Here is a 24,117-nt window from a genome sequence, read left to right on the forward strand (position 1 = left end):
CTATGGCCAGCGGCGCGCGACGAAAATACCGGGGAGAACCAATCCAATCCCAAGCCGGTGCTTGCAGCCGCGGAGCCTCCCCCCTATAGCAGCGACTTGAGATGACCGACGCATCGTCCCTGCCGCTTTATCCCCACCGCCATCTTCTGGGCATCCGCGATCTTTCCCCTGCCGACATCGAGCTTCTGCTCGACCGGGCGGACAGGGCCGTTGCCATCTCGCGGCAGTCGGACAAGAAGACATCGACGCTGCGCGGCCGCACCCAGATCAATCTCTTCTACGAAGCCTCGACCCGTACGCAATCGTCATTCGAGCTGGCCGGCAAACGGCTCGGCGCCGACGTCATGAACATGTCCGTAGCGAGTTCGTCGGTGAAAAAGGGCGAGACGCTGATCGATACGGCGATGACGCTGAATGCCATGCGTCCCGACATATTGATCATCCGCCATCAATCGGCCGGCGCGGCAGCACTTCTTGCCCAAAAAGTCGGCTGTTCGGTGGTCAATGCCGGCGACGGCGCCCATGAGCACCCTACCCAGGCGCTGCTCGACGCACTGACCATCCGCCGCGTCAAGGGTCCGTTGCCGAAGCTGATCGTGGCGATCTGCGGCGACATCCTGCATTCGCGCGTGGCCCGCTCCAACATCATCCTGCTCAACGCGCTTGGTGCCCAGGTCAGGGTCGTCGCCCCTTCGACGCTTTTGCCCGCCGGCATCGAGAAGATGGGCGTCATCGTCACCCGTTCCATGGCCGAGGGTCTGAAGGACGCCGACGTGGTGATGATGCTGCGCCTGCAGCGCGAACGCATGGAAGGCGCTTTCGTACCGTCGGTGCGCGAATATTTCCGCTATTTCGGCCTCGACGCGGAGAAGCTGAAGGCGGCCAAGGACGGTGCGCTGGTCATGCATCCCGGCCCGATGAACCGCGGCGTCGAGATCGCCTCCGAGATCGCCGACGGCCCGCAAAGCGTTATCCAGGAACAGGTTGAGATGGGCGTCGCCGTGCGCATGGCGGTTATGGAAGCGCTGCTCGACCCCCGTCGAAACCACGAGGGCCGCGCCTGATGAGCATAACGGTCTTCAGCCGGGCCCACATCGTCGACCCGTCGCGCGGCATCGATGAGGTCGGCACCGTCATCGTCGAAGGCCGCAAAATCGTTGCCGCCGGCAAGGCGGCTTTGAACCAGGGCGCGCCCGAAGGCGCCACCATCATCGACTGCGCCGGCAAGACTATCATTCCTGGATTGATCGACGCGCGCGTCTTCATCGGCGAACCCGGCGGCGAACACCGGGAGACCATTGCTTCGGCGAGCATCGCTGCGGCGGCCGGCGGCGTCACCTCAATCGTCATGATGCCCGATACCGACCCGGTGATCGACAATGTCGCACTGGTCGAGTTCGTGCTGCGCACCGCCAAGGACACCGCAATCGTCAACATCTTGCCGGCAGCAGCGATCACCAAGGGGCTGGAAGGCCGCGAGATGACCGAATTCGGCCTGCTGCGCGAGGCCGGCGCGGTCGCCTTCACCGATGGCCGGCATTCTATTGCCAGCGCGCTGGTGATGCGCCGCGCGCTGACCTATGCGCGCGATTTCGGTGGCGTCATCGCGCATGAAACCCAAGACGCCGACCTCGCTTCGGCCGGCGTGATGAACGAAGGCCTTTACGCAAGCTGGCTTGGCCTTGCCGGCATTCCGCGCGAAGCCGAATCGATCCCCCTGGAGCGCGATCTCGCGTTGGCTCGGCTGACCGGCGGCGCCTATCACGCTGCCAAGATTTCGACGGCTATGGCGGCAAGCGCGCTAGCACGCGCGAAAGCCGATGGCGCCAATGTCACATCAGGCGTGTCGATCCACAATCTGTCGCTCAACGAGAATGATGTCGGCGAGTACCGCACCTTCTTCCGGCTGACGCCGCCGCTGCGCGCGGAGGAAGACCGGCTGGCAATGATCGAAGCGATCAAGGACGGCACCATCGATCTCATCGTCTCCTCGCACGACCCGCAGGACGTCGACACCAAGCGCCTTCCCTTTGCCGATGCCGCGGCCGGCGCCATCGGCCTGGAAACGCTGCTAGGCGCAGCGCTGCGGCTCTATCACAATGGCGACGTGACGCTGCTCCGGCTGGTCGAGACACTGTCGACCGCGCCGGCAAGATTGTTCGGCCTGCCCGGCGGCACGCTGAAACCGGGGGCATTGGCCGACCTTTCGCTCGTCGATCTGGACGAGCCATGGGTCGTCAGCGAGAGCGGCATCCGCTCACGCTCGAAAAACACCTGTTTCGAAGGCGCTCGACTGCAAGGCAAGGTCTTGCAAACGATGGTGGCGGGCCGCACAGTGTTTTCGGCCTAGGACGAAAACAGGCGTCACGGCTTAAAATCCGCTCAGCCAAGGAAAGTTCGGGGGAACAATGGCTTACAGTCCCGTCTTGGCATTGGTGTTCGGCTATCTTCTCGGCTCGATCCCGTTTGGCCTGCTGATCACCCGTGCCGCCGGCCTCGGCGACGTGCGCAACATCGGCTCCGGCAACATCGGCGCCACCAATGTGCTGCGCACCGGCAACAAGAGCTTGGCCGCGGCCACGCTTCTGCTCGACGCCCTTAAAGGCACCGCGGCGGTGCTGATCGCAGGTCGCTTTGCGCCCGAGCTCGGACTTTGGGCCGGCTTCGGCGCGTTTTTAGGTCATCTCTTTCCGGTCTGGCTCGGCTTCAAGGGGGGCAAGGGTGTCGCCACTTACCTTGGCGTGCTGATCGGCCTTGCCTGGCAGGCGGCGCTGATCTTCGCCGTCGTCTGGCTGGCGGTGGCCTTCCTGTTCCGCTTCTCCTCGCTTGCGGCATTGACGGCAGCAGTCGTGGTGCCCATGGCGCTGTATTTCCTGAGCACGCCGCAGATTGCCGGGCTTTTCGCGGCGATGAGCCTAATCGTCATCGTAAAGCACCGCGCCAACATTGCGCGGCTGCTTGCCGGCACCGAGGGTAAGATCGGGGCCAAGGAGTGAGCGAGCCCGACGCCGGGCCGCGCCTCAGCGACCGGCAGCGGCTGAGCTGGCTTCGTCTGATCCGCACGCCGAATGTCGGCCCGGCTTCCTTTCGCGACCTGATCAACCGGTTCGGTTCGGCCGAAGCAGCGCTATCGATGCTGCCCGAGCTGATGATTTCGGGTGGCGCCAAAAAAATCGTCCGCATCCCGTCCATTGCCGAGGCCGAGGCGGAGCTGGAGACCGCCCGGCGGGCTGGCGCCCGCTTCGTCGGCATCGGCGAAGCGGATTATCCGCCGCTGATGAAAAGCATGGATCATCCGCCGCCGCTGCTCGCGGTCAGGGGCAATAGCGCGGTGTTCCGCTTGCCAGCGGTCGCCATCGTCGGCGCTCGCAACGCATCGCTGGCCGGCATCAAGATGGCGCGGATGCTGGCGGCGGATCTCGGCCGCGACGGCTATGGCATCGTCTCCGGCCTGGCGCGCGGCATCGATACGGCCGCGCACCAGGGCAGCCTTGCGACTGGCACAATCGGCGTGCTCGCCGGCGGCCTCGATTTGCCCTACCCGCCCGAAAATGCCGGCCTGTGCGACGAGATCGCCGAGCGCGGCGGCGCCATCATTTCCGAAATGCCGTTTGGCTGGCAGCCGCGCGCACAGGATTTTCCGCGCCGCAACCGGCTCGTCGCCGGTGCTGCATTGGGATTGGTGGTGGTCGAGGCCGCACAGCGCTCCGGCTCACTGATCAGCGCCCGGCTTGCCGGCGAGATGGGCCGGCTGGTCTTTGCCGTTCCCGGTTCGCCGCTCGATCCGCGCGCTGCCGGCGCCAATGGCCTGCTCAAGGATGGCGCAACCCTTGTCACCGAGGCCGCCGATATCACCAGTGCGATCGCCCCGCTGGTCGGCGCCTGGGCCCCAAGGACATCGCCGCTTGAGGAGCCGCCCGACTTTTCGGCAACGCCGCCGCCGCGCGAGGACGACCGCGACCGCGTCGTCGAGGCGCTCGGCCCGACGCCGGTGGCGGTAGACGAGATCATCCGCCACACCGGCCTGCATCCCGCGCAAGTCTTCATGGTGCTGCTGGAGCTCGACCTCGCCGGCCGGCTCGAACGCCACGCCGGCGGCAACGTCTCACTGATCTGACCGAGAGCTTGCGCATGTCACGGCAAGCAATCCCGACGTGATCCCGATGGCCGATCCGAGCAACAAACCAAAGCAGACGCTGTTCACTCGCACGACGGCCCTCGTCTGGTCAGCGCTGAGCGTCATACTGGCGCTGCAATGGTCGATGGATCTCGGCATGTCGGGTTTTCCCGACGGCTACATAACGCCCTTCGCAAGAGCGACCAGCACGCTTTTGGGCATTCTGACGGCAGCCTGCATGGCCCAGGGTCTCTACTTTTTCTTGGCCGGTGTGTTGGGCAGGAAGGTAAGCGCTACCCGTCTCGGTGTACAAATCCTTGCCGCAGCGGTTCTTACCGTGGCGCCAGTGCTTATCGTGAAGGATTGTCCGGGTTCTCAGCTGTGCAGCAAGGCCTATGAGGCACTCACAGGCACCATGCTGGACGATGGGGCGGGCGGCTAAAGCCACTGCATGCGTTCGGCACGAGGTTGTCACCCAAGTCTTAGGTACAATCTGTTACCTATGTCTCCGGGTTGGACACTTTTGATTTTGGTGAGCGCGATGGGATTCGAACCCATGACCTACTGATTAAAAGTCAGTTGCTCTACCGGCTGAGCTACGCGCTCCCGCGGGCTCAGAAAGGCCGCCCTCGAAATTGCGCGGAACATAGGGAGAGTGCCTCTGCCGGTCAACCGGAAAAAGACGGCTCGCAAACCGGACTGTCCTGCAGTGTCATCATGCCGTGCGGAGCGCTTCGGCGTCGACGGAACGGCCTCGTTCTCGCGCAAGACCGAAGCTCGCCCTCTATGCCGACAAAGGCAAGCAGCAAATCGGAAGAACCTTTGCGGATCAGCAACTTGGGATTTTTGGCGGAACAATTTGCGCAGCCTGCCCGTTTCCCGCGATAAGGGACATGCGTTTCAAGGAGAAGACGGAGAAGACCATGAATAGGATCATGTCGGGCCTGCTGGCGACCACTCTTTCGATCTCATTCGCTGCCGCGGAGATCGTGCCAGTCAACGCTCAGCCCAGCTATGCGCCCCCGGCCCAGGGGCTCACCTCGAATGTCCAGACCGTCCAGTACGAGCCGTGGCGGAGGCACCGGAATTTCAATCGCGATTTCTCGCGTCGCGATTTCCGTCGCAATTTTTCGCGTGACGACGGCATGTACTGGCGTGGCCATCGCGGCTATCGCGAATATCGTCGCGGCTATCGCCGTCACGGCGATTTCTGGTTCCCGCTGGCTGCGTTTGCTACTGGAGCGCTGATTACCGGCGCGATCGTCAACCAGAATCGTGTCTATCGTGGCGATGCCCACGTGCAGTGGTGCTATGACCGTTATCGGAGCTATCGCGCTTCTGACAACACTTACCAGCCCAACTACGGTCCGCGCCGGCAGTGCCGGTCGCCTTACTGAGTCCCAGATTAGAGGCTGCAAGCCCGCGCCCGAAACGGCGCGGGTTTTTCATTAGTGCGAATCCCGGGGCATCGGGGCATCCCTGCCTATTGCGTACTTAGCGTCCTGCGCACAGCGTGGCGCCAACCGGCCAGCTTGGCCGCACGTGTCGAAGCATCCATGTCCGGCTTGAACCGGCGCTCGAGCGCCCAACTCCTGGCGAATTCCCGCGCCTTCGGCCAGACACCGGCCTTCGAGCCGGCCAGCCATGCCGCACCGAGTGCTGTCGTCTCGAGAATTGTCGGCCGGTCGACCGGCGCATCGAGAATGTCGGCCAGCCGCTGCATGGTCCAGTCCGACGCCACCATGCCGCCATCGACCCTGAGCACGGTCTTGGCCGAGGCGGCCTTCCAGTCCTTGCGCATGGCGTCAAGCAGGTCGCGTGTTTGGAACGCAACGGATTCCAGTGCCGCGCGGGCAAATTCCGCCGGCCCCGAATTGCGGGTCAGCCCGAAGATGGCGCCGCGCGCTCCGGCATCCCAGTGCGGTGCCCCGAGCCCGACGAAAGCCGGCACAAGATAGACGTTCTGCGTCGGATCGGCTTCCGCTGCCAATTTGCCGCTATGCTCGGCCTTGCCGATTACCTTGATGCCGTCGCGCAGCCATTGCACGGCGGCGCCCGCGATAAAGATCGAGCCTTCCAGAGCGTAGGTGGTCTTGCCGTTCAGCCTGTAGGCGATGGTGGTCAAAAGCCGGTTCTTCGAACGCACCAGATCGCTGCCGGTGTTGAGCAGCGCGAAGCAACCGGTGCCGTAGGTGGATTTCATCATGCCTGGCTCGAAACAGGCTTGGCCGATCGCCGCCGCATGCTGGTCGCCGGCCACACCGAGGATTCTGATCTCTGCACCAAACAGGCTTTTGTCGGTGATTCCAAAATCATCGGCACAATCTTTCACCTGCGGCAGCATTCTTGCAGGTATGCCGAAAATGGCCAGCAGCTCGTCGTCCCAAGCGTTTTGTTCGATGTTGTAGACCAGTGTGCGCGAGGCATTGGTGGCGTCAGTGGCGTGGACCTTGCCGCCAGTCAGGCGCCAAATCAGGAAACTGTCGATGGTGCCAGCCAGCAGTTCGCCCTTCTCGGCACGTTTTCTGGCGCCCTTCACCTTGTCCAGCATCCAGGCGATCTTGGTGCCGGAGAAATAGGGATCGAGCAGCAGGCCGGTCTTTTTCGTGAATTTCTTCTCCAGCCCCAGCTTCTTCAGTTTCTGGCACAGCGGCGCGGTGCGGCGGTCCTGCCAGACAATCGCGTTGTGGATCGGCTTGCCGGTCTCCTTGTCCCAGATGACGACCGTTTCGCGCTGGTTGGTGATGCCGATCGCGGCGACTTCCGCTGCGTTGCGGCCGGCTGTCTTCAGCGCGGCTTTCACCGTTTCCACGACGCTTGCCCATATCTCCTCGGGATCGTGCTCGACCCAGCCGGAGGCCGGATAATATTGGGTGAATTCCTTTTGCCCGCTGCCGACGACCTTCATCTTGTCGTCGAACAGGATCGCCCGGCTCGATGTCGTCCCCTGGTCGATTGCAAGGATATATCCGGTCATTCTCTCTCCCGTCGAAGCGAGTTCAAAGGTGCTGCGATGTCTCGACCCCGGATGGCGCGGAGCCGTTCACGCAAACAGGGGAGACGGCAACATGCCGCCTCCCCTGAGCATGGCGATGCGGGCGCGGACGCCCGCATCAAACGGTCCTATTGCTGCCAGCTCTTCACCAGCTCGTCGTAGTTGATGGTGACCGGCTTTTCCTTCTCGTTCTCGATCTTGAGCTGAGGAGCGAGATTGCCCTTCTTGACCGCGTCCGTATTCCAGTAGGCGAGGTCATGCTCTTCGGCCATCTTCGGGCCAATATCGCCCTGGACGCCCGACTTCTCGATGCGGCTCATCACCTTTTCCTGCTCGGCGCAGAGCGAGTCCATCGCTTCCTGCGCGCTCTTGGCACCCGACGAAGCATCGCCGATCGCCTGCCACCAGAGCTGTGCCAGCTTCGGATAGTCCGGCACGTTGGTGCCGGTCGGCGACCACTGGACGCGCGCTGGCGAGCGGTAGAACTCGATCAAGCCGCCGAGCTTTGGCGCACGTTCGGTGAAGCTCTTATCGTGGATCGTGCTCTCGCGGATGAAGGTCAGGCCGACATGGCTCTTCTTCACGTCGACCGTCTTCGAGGTGACGAACTGCGCGTAGAGCCAGGCGGCCTTGGCGCGGTCGGTCGGCGTCGACTTCATCAGAGTCCAGGAACCGACGTCCTGATAGCCGAGCTTCATGCCGTCCTTCCAGTAGACGCCATGCGGCGACGGCGCCATGCGCCACTTCGGCGTGCCGTCGTCGTTCAGCACCGCCTTGGCGCTGGCGTCGACCATGCTGGCGGTGAAGGCGGTGTACCAGAAGATCTGCTGGGCAACCGCGCCCTGCGCCGGAACTGGCCCCGATTCGGAGAAGGTCATGCCTTGGGCTTCCGCCGGTGCATAGGCCTTCAGCCAATCGAGGTACTTCTGGATGGCATAGACGGAAGCCGGACCATTGGTGTCGCCGCCGCGCGCCGTGCAGGAACCGACCGGACGCGAATTCTCGTCGACCTTGATGCCCCATTCGTCGACGGGCAGACCATTCGGAATGCCCTTGTCGCCATTGCCGGCCATCGACAGCCAGGCGTCGGTGAACCGCCAGCCGAGCGACGGGTCCTTCTTGCCATAATCCATATGGCCGTAGACCTTCTTGCCATCGATCTCACGCCCGGTGAAGAACTCGGCGATGTCCTCATAGGCCGACCAATTGACCGGCACGCCGAGGTCGTAGCCGTATTTGGCCTTGAAGTCCGCCTTGTTCTTCTCGTCGTTGAACCAGTCGTAACGGAACCAGTAGAGGTTCGCGAACTGCTGGTCGGGAAGCTGGTAGAGCTTCTTGTCGGGCGCGGTGGTGAACGAGGTGCCGATGAAATCCTTCAGGCCGAGATTCGGATTGGTGACATCCTTGCCGTCGCCTGCCATCCAGTCGGTCAGGTTGCGCACCTGCTGGTAGCGCCAGTGCGTGCCGATCAGATCGGAATCGTTGACCCAGCCGTCATAGAGGTTCTGGCCGGTCTGCATCTGGGTCTGGATCTTCTCGACGACGTCGCCTTCCTGGATGACGTCATGCGTAACCTTGATGCCGGTGATGGCCGTAAAGGCCGGCGCCAGCACCTGCGATTCATACTGATGCGTGGCGATGGTTTCGGAAACCACCTTGATATCCATGCCGGCGAAAGGTTTCGCGGCATCGATGAACCATTGCATCTCGGCTTCCTGGTCGGCGCGCGAAAGCGTCGAAAGGGGCCCGATTTCCTTATCGAGGAAGGCCTTGGCCTCGTCCATTCCGGCATAGGCATTGCTTGCCCCGAGCAATAAGACAAGCGCAGTTGTTGATGTCAAGAATTGTCGCATGTATTTCCTCCACTGTTAAAGTTCAAAGTGCGATCTGGATCGGCGGCCGGCACGCCGCCGTTCCAACAGTTTCCCCCTCTATACGTAGCGGAACACGCCGACGGCGTAGACCACGGAGAGAGCGAGAGCCCACCACAGATTGGGTCCGACTAGACCCAGCCAAGCGAGATGGATAAAGGCGCTGCCAAGCAGCGACAGGAACAGGCGGTCGCCACGCGTCGTTTCGAACCGCAGCACGCCGACGCGCGGATTGCCGCCCGGCGAGACGTATTCCCACACCGCCATGCCGCAAAGCAGCAGAAAGATGGTTCCAAAGAAGGCCGCGGTCGGCCACGTCCAGGCCATCCACGAAAAATCGAGGTTGGACGAGAGGTTAAATCCCCACAGGCGGATATCAGCCGGATCGCTGAAGCCTACCGTTATTGCCACGAAATCGATTTGAAGTGCCACCCAGGCCACGACGACCAGGGCGAGAAGCAGCACGGCCCACCACCATGGGCTTCTGTCGACCTGCTCCATCATACCCTCCCCAGGGCAAAGCCCTTGGCGATGTAGTTGCGCACAAACCAGATGACGAGCGCGCCGGGAATCAGCGTCAGCACGCCGGCTGCGGCGAGCAGCCCCCAATCCATGCCGGCGGCCGAAACGGTGCGGGTCATGGTCGCGGCGATCGGCTTGGCATCGGTTGTCGTCAGCGTACGGGCGATCAAGAGCTCCACCCACGAGAACATGAAGCAGAAGAAGCACGCGACGCCGATGCCGCTCGCAATCAGCGGCATGAAGATCTTGATGAAGAAGCGCGGGAACGAATAGCCGTCGATATAGGCGGTCTCGTCGATCTCCTTAGGCACGCCCGACATGAAGCCTTCGAGGATCCACACCGCCAGCGGCACGTTGAACAGGCAATGCGCCAGAGCCACGGCGATGTGGGTGTCGATAAGGCCGAAGGCCGAATAAAGCTGGAAGAATGGCAGCGCGAACACCGCCGGCGGCGCCATGCGGTTGGTCAGCAGCCAGAAGAACAGATGCTTGTCGCCGAGGAAGCGATAGCGCGAAAAGGCATAGGCAGCAGGCAGTGCCGCAGCCACCGAAATCACCATGTTCATAACCACATAGGTGATCGAGTTGATGTAGCCAGAGTACCAGGACGCGTCGGTGAAGATGGTGCGGTAATTCGCCAATGTCGGTGCGTGCGGGTAGAGCGTCAGCGACGAGACGATCTCGCCGTTGGTCTTGAAGCTCATATTGATGAGCCAGTAGATCGGCAAAAGCAGAACGATGATGTAGAGCGTCGGCACGATCCACCACCAGCGCGACTCCTCGCCGCGACGGCGCATCAGCCGTGCGATCTCGTCCTGCCTTAGCGTGCTGGCAAGCCCTTCCGAAGCTGTCGTCTCGCTCACTCTGTCGGCTCTTTCGTCAGCGCGGCTCATCTCAGCGCTCCGCGTCGTAATTGGTCATCACGGTGTAGAACACCCATGACAACAACAGGACGATAAGGAAGTAGACCAGCGACATCGCCGCCGCCGGGCCGAGGTCGAACTGGCCGAGCGCCGTCTTGACGAGATCGATCGAAAGAAAGGTCGTCGAGTTGCCGGGTCCGCCGCCGGTCACCACGAACGGTTCGGTGTAGATCATGAAGCTATCCATAAAGCGCAGCAGCACGGCGATCAGCAGCACGCGGTTCATCTTCGGCAGCTGGATGTAACGGAACACCGCCCATCGCGAGGCACCGTCGATCTTGGCCGCCTGATAAAAGGCATCCGGGATCGAGACCAGGCCGGCATAGCAGAGCAGAACGACGAGGCTGGTCCAATGCCAGACGTCCATGATGATGACCGTGACCCAGGCGTCATATGGGTCTTGCACATAATTATAGTCGATGCCGAGCGCGTTGACATAATAGCCGAGCAGGCCAATGTCGTTGCGCCCGAACACCTGCCAGATGGTGCCGACGACGTTCCACGGGATCAGCAGCGGCAACGCCATCAAAACAAGGCAAACAGGCACGCCCCAACCCTTCTTCGGCATATTGAGCGCAATGAAGATGCCGAGCGGCACTTCGATCGCCAGGATGATGAAGGAGAAGACAAGGTTGCGGATCATCGCCTGCCAGAAGCGGCTGGAGGAAAGCAGTTCCTCGAACCATTCCGTGCCGGCCCAGAAGAAGACGTTATTGCCGAAAGTGTCCTGCACCGAATAATTGACGACCGTCATCAGCGGTATGACCGCCGAGAACGCCACCAGCAGCAGCACCGGCAGCACCAGGAACCAGGCTCTGTTGTTCCAGGTCTTTTCCACTTCAGGCTCCCATCTCGACGCGCCAGGAATCGGCATAGATGTTGATGCCGGCCGGGTCGAACCGCACCTTCGGATCAGCCGGAACTGTTTCGTCCTCGCCGATGACGGCGGCGATCTCGCGTCCTTCGAGATTGGCACGGACCACCTTGTGGCGGCCGACGTCCTCGACCTTGCTGACCCGGACGGCCATGCCCTGGCTGCCCAGGCGCACATATTCGGGACGAATGCCGAGCTCGATGGCGCCGCCGCCCGCCTTGGGCACGCCCGGCAGTTCGATCTGCTGCGAGCCCAGCTTGGCTGTCTTGCCGTCGATCGCCACCGGCATGACATTCATGCCGGGCGAGCCGATGAAATAGCCAACAAAGGTGTGGCGCGGGCGCTCGAACAGCTCCGCCGGTGTGCCGATCTGCACGATTTCGCCGTCATACATGACGACTACCCTGTCGGCGAAGGTCAACGCCTCGGTCTGGTCGTGCGTGACATAGACCATGGTGTAGCCGAAGCGGCGGTGAAGCTGCTTCAACTGCGAGCGCAGCACCCATTTCATATGCGGGTCGATGACGGTCAAAGGCTCGTCGAACAGGATAGCATTGACGTCGGAGCGCACCAGCCCGCGTCCGAGCGAGATTTTCTGCTTCTGGTCGGCGGTCAGTCCGCGCGCCTTTCGTTTGGCCATATCGGCCAGCCCGGTCATCTCCAGCGTCTCGCGCACCTTGCGGTCGACGTCGGCCTCCGGCACGCCGCGATTGCGCAGCGGGAATGCCAGATTGTCGTAGACGGTCATCGTGTCGTAGATCACCGGGAACTGGAAGACCTGGGCAATGTTGCGCTCTTGGGTCGACAGATTGGTCACGTCCCTGCCGTTGAACAGCAGCTGGCCATGCGACGGATGCAGCAATCCCGAAATGATGTTGAGCAGCGTGGTCTTGCCGCAGCCGGATGGGCCGAGCAGCGCATAAGCGCCGCCATCCTCGAACGTGTGGTGCACTTCCTTCAGCGCGAAATCGGCATCCGTGCGCGGGTTCTGCAGATAGGAGTGGCGGATATGATTGACATCGATGCGCGCCATCGCTTCCTCCTAAGCCGCCAGCTTCGGCGCGGCCACGGCGCGGCCGTGCTCGTCGAAGACCATGATGTGGCGCGGGTCGATGAACACCTCGACCTCCTCGTCCGGCTCGAAGTCGCGAATGCCGTGGGTCAGCATGACCCAGCGCGCATCGGCAAAATCGAGATGGATGAAGCTTTCCGATCCGGTGATCTCAGTGATCGTCACCTTTGCGCGCACCGGCACTGCGGCGGCGTTGGGCCGATCGAGGGACAGATGATGCGGCTGGAAGCCGATCGTATAGATCGCATCGGCAATGCCGAAGAGTTCCGCCGGCACCGGCAATTTCACGCCGCCCTCGAGCAGGAAATCCAGGCCCTTCTTGGCAAGCACGATGGTGTTGAGCGGCGGATCGGCGAAGGTTCTCGCCGTCACCAGATCGACCGGTTTGCGGAACACTTCGATGGTCGGCCCGAACTGGGTGATGCTGCCCTCGGAAAGCGTTGCCGTGTTGCCGCCGAGCAGCAAGGCCTCGTGCGGCTCGGTCGTGGCATAAACAAAGATTGTACCGGCGGCCGCGAAGACTTTCGGCAGTTCCGCGCGTAATTCTTCACGCAGCTTGTAGTCGAGATTGGCGAGCGGCTCGTCGAGCAGCACGAGGCTGGCATTCTTGACGATGGCGCGGGCCAGCGCGGTGCGCTGCTGCTGGCCGCCCGACAGACTGAGAGGCGTCCGGTCGAGATAGGGCGTTAGTTTGAGAAGGGCGGCAGCATTGCGCACCCCCCTGTCGATCGTTGCCTGATCCGTGCCGGCCACCCGCAGCGGTGAGGCGATGTTTTCGTAGACCGTCATCGCCGGATAATTGATGAATTGCTGGTAGACCATGGCGACGTTGCGCCTTTGCACCGGCATGCCGGTGACATCCTTGCCATCGAACCAGACCGAGCCCGAGGTCGGCACGTCGAGGCCCGCCATCAGCCGCATCAGGCTGGTCTTGCCGGAGAGCGTCGGCCCGAGCAGGACGTTGAGCGAGCCGTGCTGAAGCGTCAGCGAGACGTCGCGGATATGTTCCGCCGCACCCACCGTCTTCGTCACGTTTCTCAGTTCAAGCATGATGCCTCCTCCCAGGCTTTCTGCATCAGTCGGCCGTTCCTATTCGGCAGCCGCTACGTGCTGCCGGCTTATTCCGCGCATGAACTCGTCGAGCACTGCCGCCTGCTCACGGCTGAGACGCAGGCCGCGCTTGGTCCGGCGCCACAATACATCCTCGGCAGTCATCGCCCATTCGTTTTCGACTAGGTAGCGCACCTCGGCTTCGTAGAGATCGGCGCCGAAGTTGCGGCCAAGATCGACGTTCGACTTGGCGAGGCCCAGCAGCTTCCTTGCGCGGGTGCCGTAGAGCCGGGTCAACCGGCGGGCCAGCCGGGCGTCGAGGAACGGGTACGCCGTTTTCAGTTTCGCCACCTCGGCATCGAAGCCGGTGACGGGAAAGTCACCGCCGGGCAGCGGCGCGTTTGCCGTCCATGGTTTGCCGCGCTTGCCGAGAAAACCCTCGATCTTCTCGAGCATCGATTCCGACAATCGGCGGTAGGTCGTGATCTTGCCGCCAAAGGCGTTGACGATCGGGGCGGCACCCTCGCCTCCATCGGCCTTCAGCACATAGTCTCGGGTGGCTTCCTGCGCCTTTGAGGCGCCATCGTCGTAGAGCGGTCGCACCGCGGAATAGGTCCAGACGATATCCGACGGCTTGACCGGCTGCGCGAAATATTCGCTTGCCGCAGCGCAGAGATAGTCGATCTCGGCGTCATTGATCCTGACGTTGTGCGGATCGCCGGGATAGTCACGGTCGGTCGTGCCGATGAGCGTGAATTCGTCCTCGTAAGGGATGGCGAAAATGATGCGCCCGTCCTTGTTCTGAAAGAAATAGGCGCGTGGGTCGTCGAATTTCTTGCCCACGACGATATGGCTGCCTTGTACGAGGCGGACATTGTGCACGTCGTTCAAACCGACGGTGGCCGACAGCACCTGATCGACCCACGGGCCGGCGGCATTGACCAGCAGCCGCGCCTTGACCTCCTCGGTATCGCCGGTCCGCACATTTTCAAGCCTGACCGTCCAGAAATTGCCTTCGCGGCGTGCGCTGACGACCTTTGTTCGGGTTCGAATGGTTGCGCCGCGCTCGGCAGCGTCGCGGGCGTTCAACACAACCAGCCGGGCATCGTTGACCCAACCGTCCGAATATTCGAACGCCTTTCGAAACAGCGGCTTCAGCGGCTTGCCGGCCGGATCCTTGGCCATGTCCAGCGTTTTCGTCGGCGGCAGCAATTTGCGCCCGCCAATATGGTCGTAGAGGAAAAGCCCGAGCCGGATGAGCCAGGCCGGACGCAGTCCCTTGGCGTATGGCAGCACGAAGCGCATCGGCCAGATGATATGCGGCGCGTTCTTCCACAGGACCTCGCGTTCCATCAACGCTTCGCGCACCAGACGGAATTCGTAGAATTCGAGATACCGCAAGCCGCCGTGGATCAGTTTGGTCGAGCCGGAAGAGGTCCCGCTGGCCAGATCGCTCATCTCGGCAAGAAAAACCGAAAAGCCACGTCCAACGGCATCGCGGGCGATGCCGCAGCCATTGATGCCGCCACCGATGACGAAAATGTCATGAATCGGTGATGCGCTCAAAGAATCCTCCCTCGATTTCGCATTGCAGCATTTTTGGGTTCTTGCGAAACCGTCGAGGAATTATTTCGAAATGATAACGAATGTCAAACGAAATATGATAGGCGGAAGATGCCGCTACGGCATCTCTAGGAGAGCGACGTTTCGATCAGCTGAACTTCTGCCTCCTGGCAGATCTTACGCACCGACGGGATGTCGCAACGATCGGTAATAAAGGTGTTGACCTGCGACAGATGGCCGATGCGGACGGGCGCGGTGCGCTCGAATTTGGTCTGGTCCGACACCAGGATCACATGTCGGGCGTTGGCGATGATCGCCTGAGCCACCTTCACCTCGCGAAAATCGAAGTCGAGCAGTGCGCCGTCATGGTCGATGGCCGAGGCGCCGATCACCGCAAAATCGACCTTGAACTGCCTGATGAAATCGACCGCGGCCTCGCCGACCACACCACCGTCGGAACCGCGCACGACACCGCCGGCGATCACCACCTCGATCGAAGGATATATGCGCATCCTGTTGGCAACATTGATGTTATTGGTGATGACCATCAGGCCGCTGTGATCGAGCAGCGACTTGCTGACAGCTTCCGTCGTTGTCCCGATATTGATGAACAGAGACGCGTTGTCGGGGATCAGCCGGGCTGCTGCGCGGCCGATCGCCTCCTTCTCCTCGGCGGCGATCTTGCGCCGAGCCTCATATTCCATGTTCTCGATGCCGGAGGGGAACAATGCCCCGCCATGGATGCGGGACAAAAGCCGCTGGTCGCAGAGATCGTTGAGATCCTTGCGGATCGTCTGCGGCGTCACGTTGAAATGCGTCGCCAGCTCCTCGACCAGTACGCGGCCATGGTCCTTGGCCATCTGGATGATTTCGGAATGACGCGGCGACAGATACATCTAGCAAACCTCTCATTTTCGTTTTTCTCGTCTATAGCTGAAAACGAAAGCCATGAACAGGTATGGGCCGGCTAATGAAAATCGGGCGACTGCAGAGAGAAAAGCTCCGGCGCAATCTCGACGAGGCTATCAACTCAGCCCCCGCGCGATCTCAGTGATGACCTCGAAAGCAGTATCGACGTCCGCCGCAGTCGTTTCGAACTGCCCGACCTGAAAGCGGATCGCCACCTGCCCGTCCACCCGGGTCTGCGTCAGGTAGATGCGGCCGTCATCGTTGATCGCGCTGACCAGCCGCAAATTGTGCTCGTCAGAGTCGATGGCCGCAGCCGCGAGATGGCGGAATGAGAATAGCGACAGCATCGGTTCCGTGACGATCTCGAAATCCGGTTCCCGAGCCAGCCGCGCGGCGAGGCTCTCGCTCCAGGCGACATGGTTGCGGATCATGTTCCGCAGATTTTCCAAGCCATGCGCACGCAGCAGGAACCAAAGTTTCAGCGCGCGGAACCTCCGTCCGAGCGGCACCGACCATTCGGAGTAGTTGATGACCCCGTCGCGGCCATGCGTCTTGAGGAATTCGGGCTTGATCGCCAGCGTGCGGACCAGGTCTTCCGGCTGGCGGATGAACTGCATCGAGCAATCGAACTGTGCCCCCAACCATTTATGCGGGTTGAAGACGATGGAATCGGCATTTTCGGCGCCGGTCCAGAAATGCCGGAACTCGGGGCAGATCATGGCGGAGCCGGCCCATGCGGCATCGACATGCAGGTAGAGCCCGTGCCGCTTCGCCACCTCGGCAACAGCCGCCACATTGTCGGTGCCGCCGGTACTTGTGCCGCCGACGCTGGCGATGATGCCCGCCGGCAGCATGCCGTTTTCGCGGTCGGTAACGATCGCGGCTTCCAGAGCCGCCGTCTGCATGGCGCGGAAGGGTCCGGCGACCGGAATGCGCACGAGGTTCGCCTCGCCGATGCCCGACACCCAGATCGCCCGGTCGATGGAAGTATGGACCTGGTCGGAAGAATAGACCCTCACGACCGGCTGCCCTTGCAAGCCGTTCTTGTTGCCTTGCCAGTCGAGCGCGCGCTCGCGCATGGTCAGCACGGCGGCAAGCGTCGCCGACGAAGCCGAATCCTGCATGACGCCGGAGAATCCCTCCGGCAAACCAAGCGCCTGCCGCATCCAGTCGACGACACGCGTCTCGAGCTCGGTTGCCGCCGGCGAGGTCTGCCAGAGCATGCATTGCGCGGCCATCGCGGAAACCAGATACTCGGCCACGACGGAGACCGGTGCCGCATTGGCCGGGAAATAGGCGAAGAAACGCGGATGCTGCCAGTGCGTCATGCCAGGCAGGATCTTTTGTTCGAAATCGGCGAAGATTGCCTGCATCGTTTCGCCGTCTTCCGGCGGCGCGGCATCGATGCTTTTGAAGATTTCGCCCGGCTCGACAAGCGGCCGCACCGGTCTCTCGCGAAGGCTGTTTCTGTAGTCGACGCCCCATTCAGCCGCTCGCAGCGACCACTCGCGGAATTCGTTGCTATTCATCTTCTTCGCCTCCGTGGCGCCTCATCGAGCCGCGATCAAAGAGCACGAAAAACGAAGGTTTTCATTCGGGAAAATCAGGCAGACTGGCAAAGGCGGTCTTCAGCGCGTTCGACCAGCTATCCGAGATCGTACGATAATATTGATCGTCCTGGGTTATTCGCTTTTTGAGGCCGACGTTGAAAGTGTCCTTTTCATAGAACAGCAGGTCGAGCGGCAGGCCGACCGACAGGTTCGACTTCAGCGTCGAGTCGAACGACACCAGCAGCAATTTCACCGTCTCGGCGAAACTCATCGTCCTTTCATAAGCGCGGATAATGATCGGCTTGCCGTATTTGGTCTCACCGATCTGGAAGAACGGCGTGTCGTCGGTCGATTCGATGAAATTGCCTTCCGGATAGATCATGAACAGGCGCGGCGCGCTGCCCTTGATCTGACCGCCGAGGATGAAGGAGGCGTTGAAGTAGGAATCCGCCTTTTCGCCAGCCGGCGACGAACTGGCGATGACCTCCTTGACGGTGTCTCCGACCAACCGGACTGTCTGGTACATGGAGGGCGTTTCGAGCAGCGTGGCACGGCGCTCCGCCACTGCCTTGGTGCGTTCGTCGAGCAGGCTGACCACGGCCTGGGTCGTCGCCAGATTGCCGGCCGACATCAAAACGATGACGCGCTCGCCCGGCTCTTCCCAGACATGCATCTTCCTGAAGGTCGAAATCGAATCCATGCCGGCGTTGGTGCGCGTGTCCGACATGAACACGAGCCCGCGATCGATCTTCAGGCCGACGCAATAGGTCATCGAATCTCTTTGGCAACAATCTTGCCGGGGATTACTGCTCCACGGTGACGGTGACCGCAAGCTGTTCTTCCGCCTGTCCCAGCCGAATTCCAGATACCGGCGTGGCGTCGCGATAATCGCGGCCGGTCGCCACCTTCACATAACGCTCGTCCGGAGAAATGCCGTTGGCGACATCGAAGGCGACCCAGCCGAGGCCCGAGACATGCGCCTCGGCCCAAGCGTGGCTTGCCGCCTGCTCGATGGCCGCATCCATCATCAGGTAGCCGCTGATATAGCGGGCCGGAAAATCCATGGCACGCGCCGCGGCAACGAAGATGTGGCTGTGGTCCTGGCAAACGCCGGTCTTGAGCGCCAGGGCCTCTTCGGCCGGCGTCGTCACGTTGGTGGTGTCCGGCGTATAAGCGACGCGCTCGCCGATCACCGCCATCAACCGGTGCAGCCTTTCGATGTCGGTACCCTTGCCGACCGAGGCAGCAAGCTCGCGAATGCCGCTGCCGATCGTCGTCAGCGGCGTTTCCTGGCCGAACAGCCAGAGCGGCGCGAAACCCTGGTGCGGTCCGCAGACGCCAGCGGTGTCGCGCGTCACCACTTCGCCGGCTGCTTCGACGGTGATGAAGTCGCGCTCGCCCTCGACGCTCAACAGCCGGGTATCATTGCCGAAATGGTCGGTGAAGCGCACTTCCTCGCGTGCGCCTTCGATCTTCAGCGCCCAGGACAGTACCGTCTGGGTGCGCCCGTTCACCGGGAGCAGCCGCAAACGCTGCAACAGATAATGCACGGGCGCATCGTAGCGGTATTCGGTTCGGTGGGTGATCTTCAGCCGCATCGCTCTCGTCCCTGGAGCATGAGCTTTTCCGAAAACCGATCTCCGCTTTCTTGGATCATGCTCAATAGAACCTGTAATCCTGCGCGATCTCGTCGCCGAGCCTGGTGTTGTCGCGGATGAAATTGGCCAGGAATTCGTGCAGGCCGGCGTCGAAAATATCCTTGATCGACCCGGCCGTCAGCATGGCCTGGGTCTTGGCAGCCGTTGCATGACAGGCGTGGCGCTCCCCATAGTCGTCACCCAGGAATTTGAGATGCTCCGTCAGGAAGCGGTAGCAAAAGGTCAGCGAGCGCGGCATGCGGACGTTGAGGATCAGATAATCGGCGATGTTGCTCGGCTTGTAGTCGGCATCATAGACCCAGCGATAGGAACGGTGCGCCGACACCGAGCGCAGGATCGATTCCCACTGGTAGTTGTCGAGCGTCGAGCCGACCCAGGAGATCGACGGCAACAGCACGTAGTATTTCACATCCAGGATGCGCGCGGTGTTGTCGGCGCGTTCGACATACGTGCCGAGCTGCGAAAAATCGAAAATCTCGTTGCGCAGCATCGTGCCGTAGAACGAGCCGCGGATCAGCGCCGTCTCGCGTTTGATTGCGTCGAGCGCATTGGGCAGGTCGCGCTCGTCGATCGGCTTGGCCAGCATCCGCTTCAGCGACATCCAGGCTTCGTTGATGCTTTCCCAGGTTTCACGCGTCAGTGCGGTACGCACCATGCGGGCATTGTTACGGGCCGTTTCGATAGACGACATCGTGCTCGACGGGTTCGATGTGTCGCGCAGCAGATAGTCGGCGACATTGGCGGCGGTGTAGTCGGAATATTTCTGCGTGAAGCTGGCGTCCGAACCGGCGCTGAGCAGCACCGAATTCCACTCCTCCGAAGCGTTCTGGGTACGAGTCAGCGCCATGCGCAAGCCGGCATCCACCAGCCGCGCCATGTTTTCCGCCCGCTCGATGTAGCGGTTCATCCAGTAGAGCCCGTTGGCGGTGCGGCCGAGAAGCATGTCAGGCGGTCCTGTGGTGAATAGTGAAAGGTGAATGGTGAATGGTGACTATCCAGATTCCAGGGCACGATTCCGCGCGCTTCACTTCAGGGCATTTCACCAACATTAACGACCCATATCCTTATCTATTCACTATTCACTATTCACTATTCACTATTCGCTATTCCCTACTCGCTACTTCCACTCTAATCATCCAACACCCACGTATCCTTCGTGCCCCCGCCTTGCGAGGAATTGACGACCAGCGAGCCTTCCTTGAGCGCTACTCGGGTCAGCCCGCCGGGCACGATCTGGATACGGTCGGAAACCAGCACATAGGGGCGCAGATCGACATGGCGCGGCGCCAGCCCCTTGTCCGTCAGGATCGGACAGGTCGACAGCGCCAGCGTCGGCTGAGCAATGTAGTTCGACGGTTTTGCCGCGAGCTTTTTGGAAAAATCCTCGCATTCCTTCTTGGTCGCCGCCGGACCGACCAGCATGCCGTAACCGCCGGACCCGTGGACCTCCTTGATAACCAATTCATCGATGTGCTCGAGAACGTATTTCAGGCTGTCCGGCTCCGAGCAGCGCCAGGTCGGGATGTTGCCGAGCATCGCCTTGCGGCCGGTGTAGAATTCGACGATCTCGGGCATGTACGAATAGATCGCCTTGTCGTCGGCGATGCCGGTTCCCGGCGCATTGGCGATCGTGATGTTGCCGGCGCGGTAGACGTCCATAATGCCCGGCACGCCAAGTGCCGAGTCGGGGCGGAAGGTCAGCGGATCGAGGAACGAGTCGTCGACACGCCGGTAAAGCACGTCGATCTGCTTGTAGCCCTCGGTGGTGCGCATCGCGACATGGCCATCGACGACGCGCAGATCCTGCCCCTCGACAAGCTGCACGCCCATCTGGTCGGCAAGGAAAGCATGTTCGAAATAGGCTGAGTTGAAGCTGCCCGGCGTCAGCACGGCAATGGTCGGCGCGCCCTTGGTGCTTTGCGGCCGCACTGCCGCCAGCGACTGGCGCAAGAGCTGCGGGTAATTCTCAACCGGCCGCACCTTGATCTGCTGGAACAGCTCGGGGAAGAGCTGCATCATCGTCTCGCGATTCTCCAGCATGTAGGAGACGCCGGACGGCGTGCGCGCGTTGTCCTCCAGCACGTAGAACTCGTTCTCGCTGATGCGTACGATGTCGACGCCGATAATGTGGGTATAGACGCCGGCCGGCGGCCGCACCCCGATCATCTCGGGCAGGAACGCCTCGTTCTTGGCGATCAACTCCTTCGGCACCCGGCCGGCGCGCAAGATCTCCTGGCGATGGTAGATGTCGTCGAGAAAGGCGTTCAGCGCCTGGACGCGCTGCTCGATGCCTTGCGTCAGCCGTCGCCATTCATTGCCCGAAATGATGCGCGGAACGATATCGAAGGGTATCAGCCGCTCCGATGCTTCCTGCTCGCCGTAGACGGCGAAAGTGATGCCTGTCTTGCGAAAGACGCGTTCGGCGTCCTGCATCTTCTCGGTAAGTCTGGCCGGGTCCTGTTCCTTCAGCCAGCGATCGTAAGCCGAATACGGTTTTCTCAGCCCGGAAACTTCCGGAAGCATTTCATCGAACGCTGCCAATCGCATACTCCCCTGTGGCGCCATTTCACTGGCCTCGCTGGAGAAAATCAAGCGCAATCGGTGATTTGTTGGGCGCCGGCGATCAGTATATCGCACTTGCCTAAAATTAAGGCAGCACCAATAGGGCCTTGATCAGGCTTTGCCTGGTGTCCGGGCAGATGCCCGGATGCGGATCAAAACGCGCGAAAGGTGACGACCGTGAACGTGTCCTTGATGCCGGGAAGAATCTGCACTTTCTCGTTGACGAAGTGGCCGATGTCTTCCTCGTCGTCGACATAGAATTTGGCGAGCAGGTCGTAGTTTCCGGCTGTCGAGTAGATTTCCGAAGCAATCTCGGCATCGGCCAGGGCGCTGGCAACGTCGTAGGCCTTGCCCAGATCGCACTTTATCTGCACGAAAAATGCCTTCATTGCCTGGTCCTGCTCACATCGCACGCTCTAGGTATAATCGAGCGGCCCTTGTGGCAGACTGCCGTTCGCCTTTCAAGCATCGGCAATCGCTCAGGCTGTTCTCGCCTCGACAATGCTTTCTCGGCTCGGACACGGACTGCCACGCCGAATGTTTGCGCTCGGCTGAAACCCTGAAGCACTGCAAAGCGTATGGTATTATGTACCTTCAGGCAGCGATTTCTCAGGGACAACGGAGACAGGCCATGCGCCGCGCGTTTTTCGCATTCGCAGTCGTTCCATTCATTTTCGCATCCCAGGCCTTTGCTGGCGACGCCGAAGTCAAAGCGGCGCAGACGGTCATCGATGGGCAGTTGAGGGCCTTCATCGCCAATGACGGAATGACGGCCTACAGCTTTGCCGCACCGAATGTGAAACGCATCTTTCCGACCGTCGATACCTTCATGAACATGGTGACAAAAGGCTATCTGCCGGTGCGCCAACCGCAGACCTACTCCTTCGGCAAGGTTCGCGAGACGAGCCCGACCTCGATCATCCAGCAAGTGCTGATCGTCGGCCCGGATGGCAAGGACTACGAGGCGGTCTACACGCTCGAACTACAGCCTGACGGCAGCTTTCGGATCACCGGCTGCAGCCTGCGTGCGTCCACGTCGCTCAGCACCTAAAGGGGTGTTTCAATCCTGTCGCCGGTAGAGCGTCCAGCTCAGGCCTGAAAACCCCCAATGCCTCGACGCATCGGCCCGTTCATAGGCCAGAGCGCATGCGGCCGTCGGTTCGACATGTTCGGCTTGTTTGTCCACGTCCCCCTCGAGGACCAGCCAGGCGGGCCGTTCGGTGCACATCCCGTCGTCTGGAACCAGCAATGCCCGACGATCCATTCGCGCCGCAAAATAGTCGACGACAATGGGGGTGCGGAAATTGCCGTCGCTGGCATAGGTGGTTGCGCCGTTCCTGGTCATTTCATCGACGATAGCGGCGTAGGAGCCGCGTCCATATTGATAGAACTGAAGCAGCGACGAAATGCTTCCACTCACCACGATCGCCAGCGCTCCCATCGCAAGTAGCCTGGCAGTCCCGCGAGCATCCAGGCCGCGGCCAATCATCTCGCCGGCCCAGAGCAGCAGCAATGTTCCGCTGATGATGAAATAGCGTGGGAACTCGAGGTTGGGCAGATGCGCCGCCGCCATGAGCAAAGGCAGTCCGATAATCCCGATAGCATAAAGGCTGGCTCGGCGACCGCGCCAGACACCGGCGGAGAGGCCGACAAGACAGCAGGCGGCAACGATGTAGGGCCCGTCGCCGAACCAGGGTGGCAGCCCGAACAGAGAGCGGATCATCCCGCCATAGCCCTGCGCGAAGGCGGCAATCGAGAACGGCGAAACACCACCGACACTGAAGCCGAACAGCCTGCCGCCGACAAACACGCCGACAGCCAGCGGCAGCACGGCAAGCAAGCCCGGCAGGAAGATCGACGCCAGGTCCGCAACGACACGGCCGACCTTCGCCGTACGCTGCCAGGCGAGCCAGGCGGTCCATATTGCGAGGACCGCCACCATTCCGATCATGGTGAGGTGGCACAGGAAGCCGAAAAGGATCGCCGCTGCCAAGGCCACGCCAGACCACCGTCTACTGTCGAGCCGGCGCTCCAGAAAAATGACCGAAAGCAGCGTGAACAGCACAAGGCCGGCATAGCCGCGCGCCTCCGAGCCGTAATGGATCATTGGGTAGCTCACGGCAAACAACAGGCTTGTGGCAATCATCGCCTGTCGTCCGCGCGATGCGGCGCTCGCTGCCGCCGCACCGATCGTGGCAACACCTAATGCTATCGACAGACCTCGCTGGATCAGCGGCGAAACATCGGGGCCAATGAGATAGAGATAGACCGAGTTGAGGAAATGATTGTTGTCGTGATTGACGCGCCAGAATATCTGGTCGATCGAGGTCAGCGGCTCGATCAGCGCAAAGCTCCAGATCTCGTCCAGCCAAAGGTCGCCGCGCGCGCCAAGTAAGCGCAAGACCAGGCCGGTCACTGCGATCGCCAGAATGGCAAGCAACGACCCAGCCG

23 protein-coding genes and 1 tRNA gene are annotated in these 24,117 nt (G+C 61.4%); 7 read left to right on the top strand and 17 right to left on the bottom strand.

The window, feature by feature from the left end; translation table 11 throughout:
- Positions 1–101 precede the first annotated feature (101 nt).
- The 5 genes from NKI17_RS20810 to NKI17_RS20830 are packed head-to-tail and all read left to right on the top strand — an operon-like array spanning position 102 to position 4,559.
- Positions 102–1,064, top strand: a complete 963-nt coding sequence (locus tag NKI17_RS20810; protein WP_023674903.1) for an aspartate carbamoyltransferase catalytic subunit — start codon at positions 102–104, stop codon at positions 1,062–1,064.
- Positions 1,064–2,350: a dihydroorotase gene (locus NKI17_RS20815; RefSeq protein WP_352646489.1), complete on the top strand. Its 1,287-nt coding sequence runs from the start codon at positions 1,064–1,066 to the stop codon at positions 2,348–2,350. Before NKI17_RS20810 ends, NKI17_RS20815 begins: the two co-directional genes overlap by 1 nt.
- Before the next feature lie 58 nt (positions 2,351–2,408).
- Positions 2,409–2,996, top strand: coding sequence for a glycerol-3-phosphate 1-O-acyltransferase PlsY (gene plsY, locus NKI17_RS20820; protein ID WP_352455728.1), 588 nt, complete (start codon positions 2,409–2,411; stop codon positions 2,994–2,996).
- On the top strand, positions 2,993–4,117 hold the full coding sequence (gene dprA / locus NKI17_RS20825) for a DNA-processing protein DprA (RefSeq protein ID WP_352540581.1): 1,125 nt from the start codon (positions 2,993–2,995) through the stop codon (positions 4,115–4,117). Before plsY ends, dprA begins: the two co-directional genes overlap by 4 nt.
- A 46-nt stretch (positions 4,118–4,163) precedes the next feature.
- Positions 4,164–4,559 (top strand): hypothetical protein, encoded by a 396-nt coding sequence (locus NKI17_RS20830; RefSeq protein ID WP_352646487.1) that lies wholly within the window; start codon positions 4,164–4,166, stop codon positions 4,557–4,559.
- A gap of 88 nt (positions 4,560–4,647) precedes the next feature.
- Here the strand turns inward: NKI17_RS20830 and NKI17_RS20835 are convergent.
- Positions 4,648–4,723: transfer RNA gene (locus NKI17_RS20835), tRNA-Lys, on the bottom strand.
- A 317-nt stretch (positions 4,724–5,040) separates the two neighbouring features.
- Between NKI17_RS20835 and NKI17_RS20840 the strand changes: the two genes are divergently transcribed.
- A complete protein-coding gene (locus NKI17_RS20840; RefSeq protein ID WP_023674898.1) occupies positions 5,041–5,514 on the top strand; it encodes a BA14K family protein in 474 nt (157 codons plus the stop codon).
- Between the two features lie 86 nt (positions 5,515–5,600).
- Here the strand turns inward: NKI17_RS20840 and glpK are convergent, their stop codons facing one another.
- The 15 genes from glpK to NKI17_RS20915 form a co-directional block, all read right to left on the bottom strand.
- The gene (gene glpK / locus NKI17_RS20845) at positions 5,601–7,094 is read right to left on the bottom strand and encodes a glycerol kinase GlpK (protein WP_352593470.1); all 1,494 of its coding nucleotides are present in this window, start codon (positions 7,092–7,094) and stop codon (positions 5,601–5,603) included.
- 146 nt (positions 7,095–7,240) lie between these two features.
- The gene (locus NKI17_RS20850; protein WP_352906758.1) at positions 7,241–8,965 is read right to left on the bottom strand and encodes an ABC transporter substrate-binding protein; all 1,725 of its coding nucleotides are present in this window, start codon (positions 8,963–8,965) and stop codon (positions 7,241–7,243) included.
- 78 nt (positions 8,966–9,043) lie between these two features.
- Positions 9,044–9,310, bottom strand: coding sequence for a DUF2160 domain-containing protein (locus tag NKI17_RS20855; protein WP_031193610.1), 267 nt, complete (start codon positions 9,308–9,310; stop codon positions 9,044–9,046).
- Between the two features lie 173 nt (positions 9,311–9,483).
- A complete protein-coding gene (locus tag NKI17_RS20860; protein WP_352523506.1) occupies positions 9,484–10,398 on the bottom strand; it encodes a carbohydrate ABC transporter permease in 915 nt (304 codons plus the stop codon).
- 1 nt (position 10,399) lies between these two features.
- Positions 10,400–11,266 (bottom strand): carbohydrate ABC transporter permease, encoded by an 867-nt coding sequence (locus tag NKI17_RS20865; RefSeq protein WP_023674893.1) that lies wholly within the window; start codon positions 11,264–11,266, stop codon positions 10,400–10,402.
- A gap of 1 nt (position 11,267) precedes the next feature.
- A complete protein-coding gene (locus NKI17_RS20870) occupies positions 11,268–12,335 on the bottom strand; it encodes an ABC transporter ATP-binding protein (protein ID WP_352455722.1) in 1,068 nt (355 codons plus the stop codon).
- Positions 12,336–12,344: 9 nt separating this feature from the next.
- A complete protein-coding gene (locus tag NKI17_RS20875; RefSeq protein ID WP_352636766.1) occupies positions 12,345–13,424 on the bottom strand; it encodes an ABC transporter ATP-binding protein in 1,080 nt (359 codons plus the stop codon).
- A 39-nt stretch (positions 13,425–13,463) separates the two neighbouring features.
- A complete protein-coding gene (gene glpD, locus NKI17_RS20880) occupies positions 13,464–14,990 on the bottom strand; it encodes a glycerol-3-phosphate dehydrogenase (RefSeq protein ID WP_352636767.1) in 1,527 nt (508 codons plus the stop codon).
- A 125-nt stretch (positions 14,991–15,115) separates the two neighbouring features.
- On the bottom strand, positions 15,116–15,883 hold the full coding sequence (locus NKI17_RS20885; RefSeq protein WP_023674889.1) for a DeoR/GlpR family DNA-binding transcription regulator: 768 nt from the start codon (positions 15,881–15,883) through the stop codon (positions 15,116–15,118).
- A 129-nt stretch (positions 15,884–16,012) separates the two neighbouring features.
- The gene (locus NKI17_RS20890) at positions 16,013–17,425 is read right to left on the bottom strand and encodes a pyridoxal phosphate-dependent decarboxylase family protein (protein ID WP_352906759.1); all 1,413 of its coding nucleotides are present in this window, start codon (positions 17,423–17,425) and stop codon (positions 16,013–16,015) included.
- A gap of 61 nt (positions 17,426–17,486) precedes the next feature.
- On the bottom strand, positions 17,487–18,218 hold the full coding sequence (locus tag NKI17_RS20895; RefSeq protein WP_352593478.1) for a proteasome-type protease: 732 nt from the start codon (positions 18,216–18,218) through the stop codon (positions 17,487–17,489).
- Positions 18,219–18,249: 31 nt separating this feature from the next.
- Positions 18,250–19,044, bottom strand: a complete 795-nt coding sequence (locus NKI17_RS20900) for a transglutaminase family protein (RefSeq protein WP_352455718.1) — start codon at positions 19,042–19,044, stop codon at positions 18,250–18,252.
- A 61-nt stretch (positions 19,045–19,105) separates the two neighbouring features.
- Complete coding sequence (locus NKI17_RS20905) at positions 19,106–20,047, bottom strand: alpha-E domain-containing protein (protein ID WP_023674885.1); 942 nt, start codon at positions 20,045–20,047, stop codon at positions 19,106–19,108.
- Positions 20,048–20,232: 185 nt separating this feature from the next.
- Entirely contained in the window at positions 20,233–21,645 is a 1,413-nt protein-coding gene (locus NKI17_RS20910) for a circularly permuted type 2 ATP-grasp protein (RefSeq protein WP_352448777.1), read from the bottom strand.
- A gap of 173 nt (positions 21,646–21,818) precedes the next feature.
- Positions 21,819–22,055 (bottom strand): Lrp/AsnC ligand binding domain-containing protein, encoded by a 237-nt coding sequence (locus NKI17_RS20915; protein WP_023674883.1) that lies wholly within the window; start codon positions 22,053–22,055, stop codon positions 21,819–21,821.
- Positions 22,056–22,297: 242 nt separating this feature from the next.
- Between NKI17_RS20915 and NKI17_RS20920 the strand changes: the two genes are divergently transcribed.
- Positions 22,298–22,717 carry a DUF4864 domain-containing protein gene (locus NKI17_RS20920; protein WP_352568720.1) on the top strand — a complete coding sequence of 140 codons (420 nt, stop codon included), beginning with the start codon at positions 22,298–22,300 and terminating at the stop codon, positions 22,715–22,717.
- A 9-nt stretch (positions 22,718–22,726) separates the two neighbouring features.
- On the opposite strand, the gene NKI17_RS20925 is transcribed toward NKI17_RS20920, so the two are convergent.
- A complete protein-coding gene (locus NKI17_RS20925) occupies positions 22,727–24,106 on the bottom strand; it encodes a glycosyltransferase family protein (protein WP_352906760.1) in 1,380 nt (459 codons plus the stop codon).
- Positions 24,107–24,117 lie beyond the last annotated feature (11 nt).

Origin of the sequence: Mesorhizobium sp. M0816 (assembly GCF_040320005.1) — a bacterium.
In the GTDB taxonomy this organism is placed as follows: Bacteria; Pseudomonadota; Alphaproteobacteria; order Rhizobiales; family Rhizobiaceae; genus Mesorhizobium.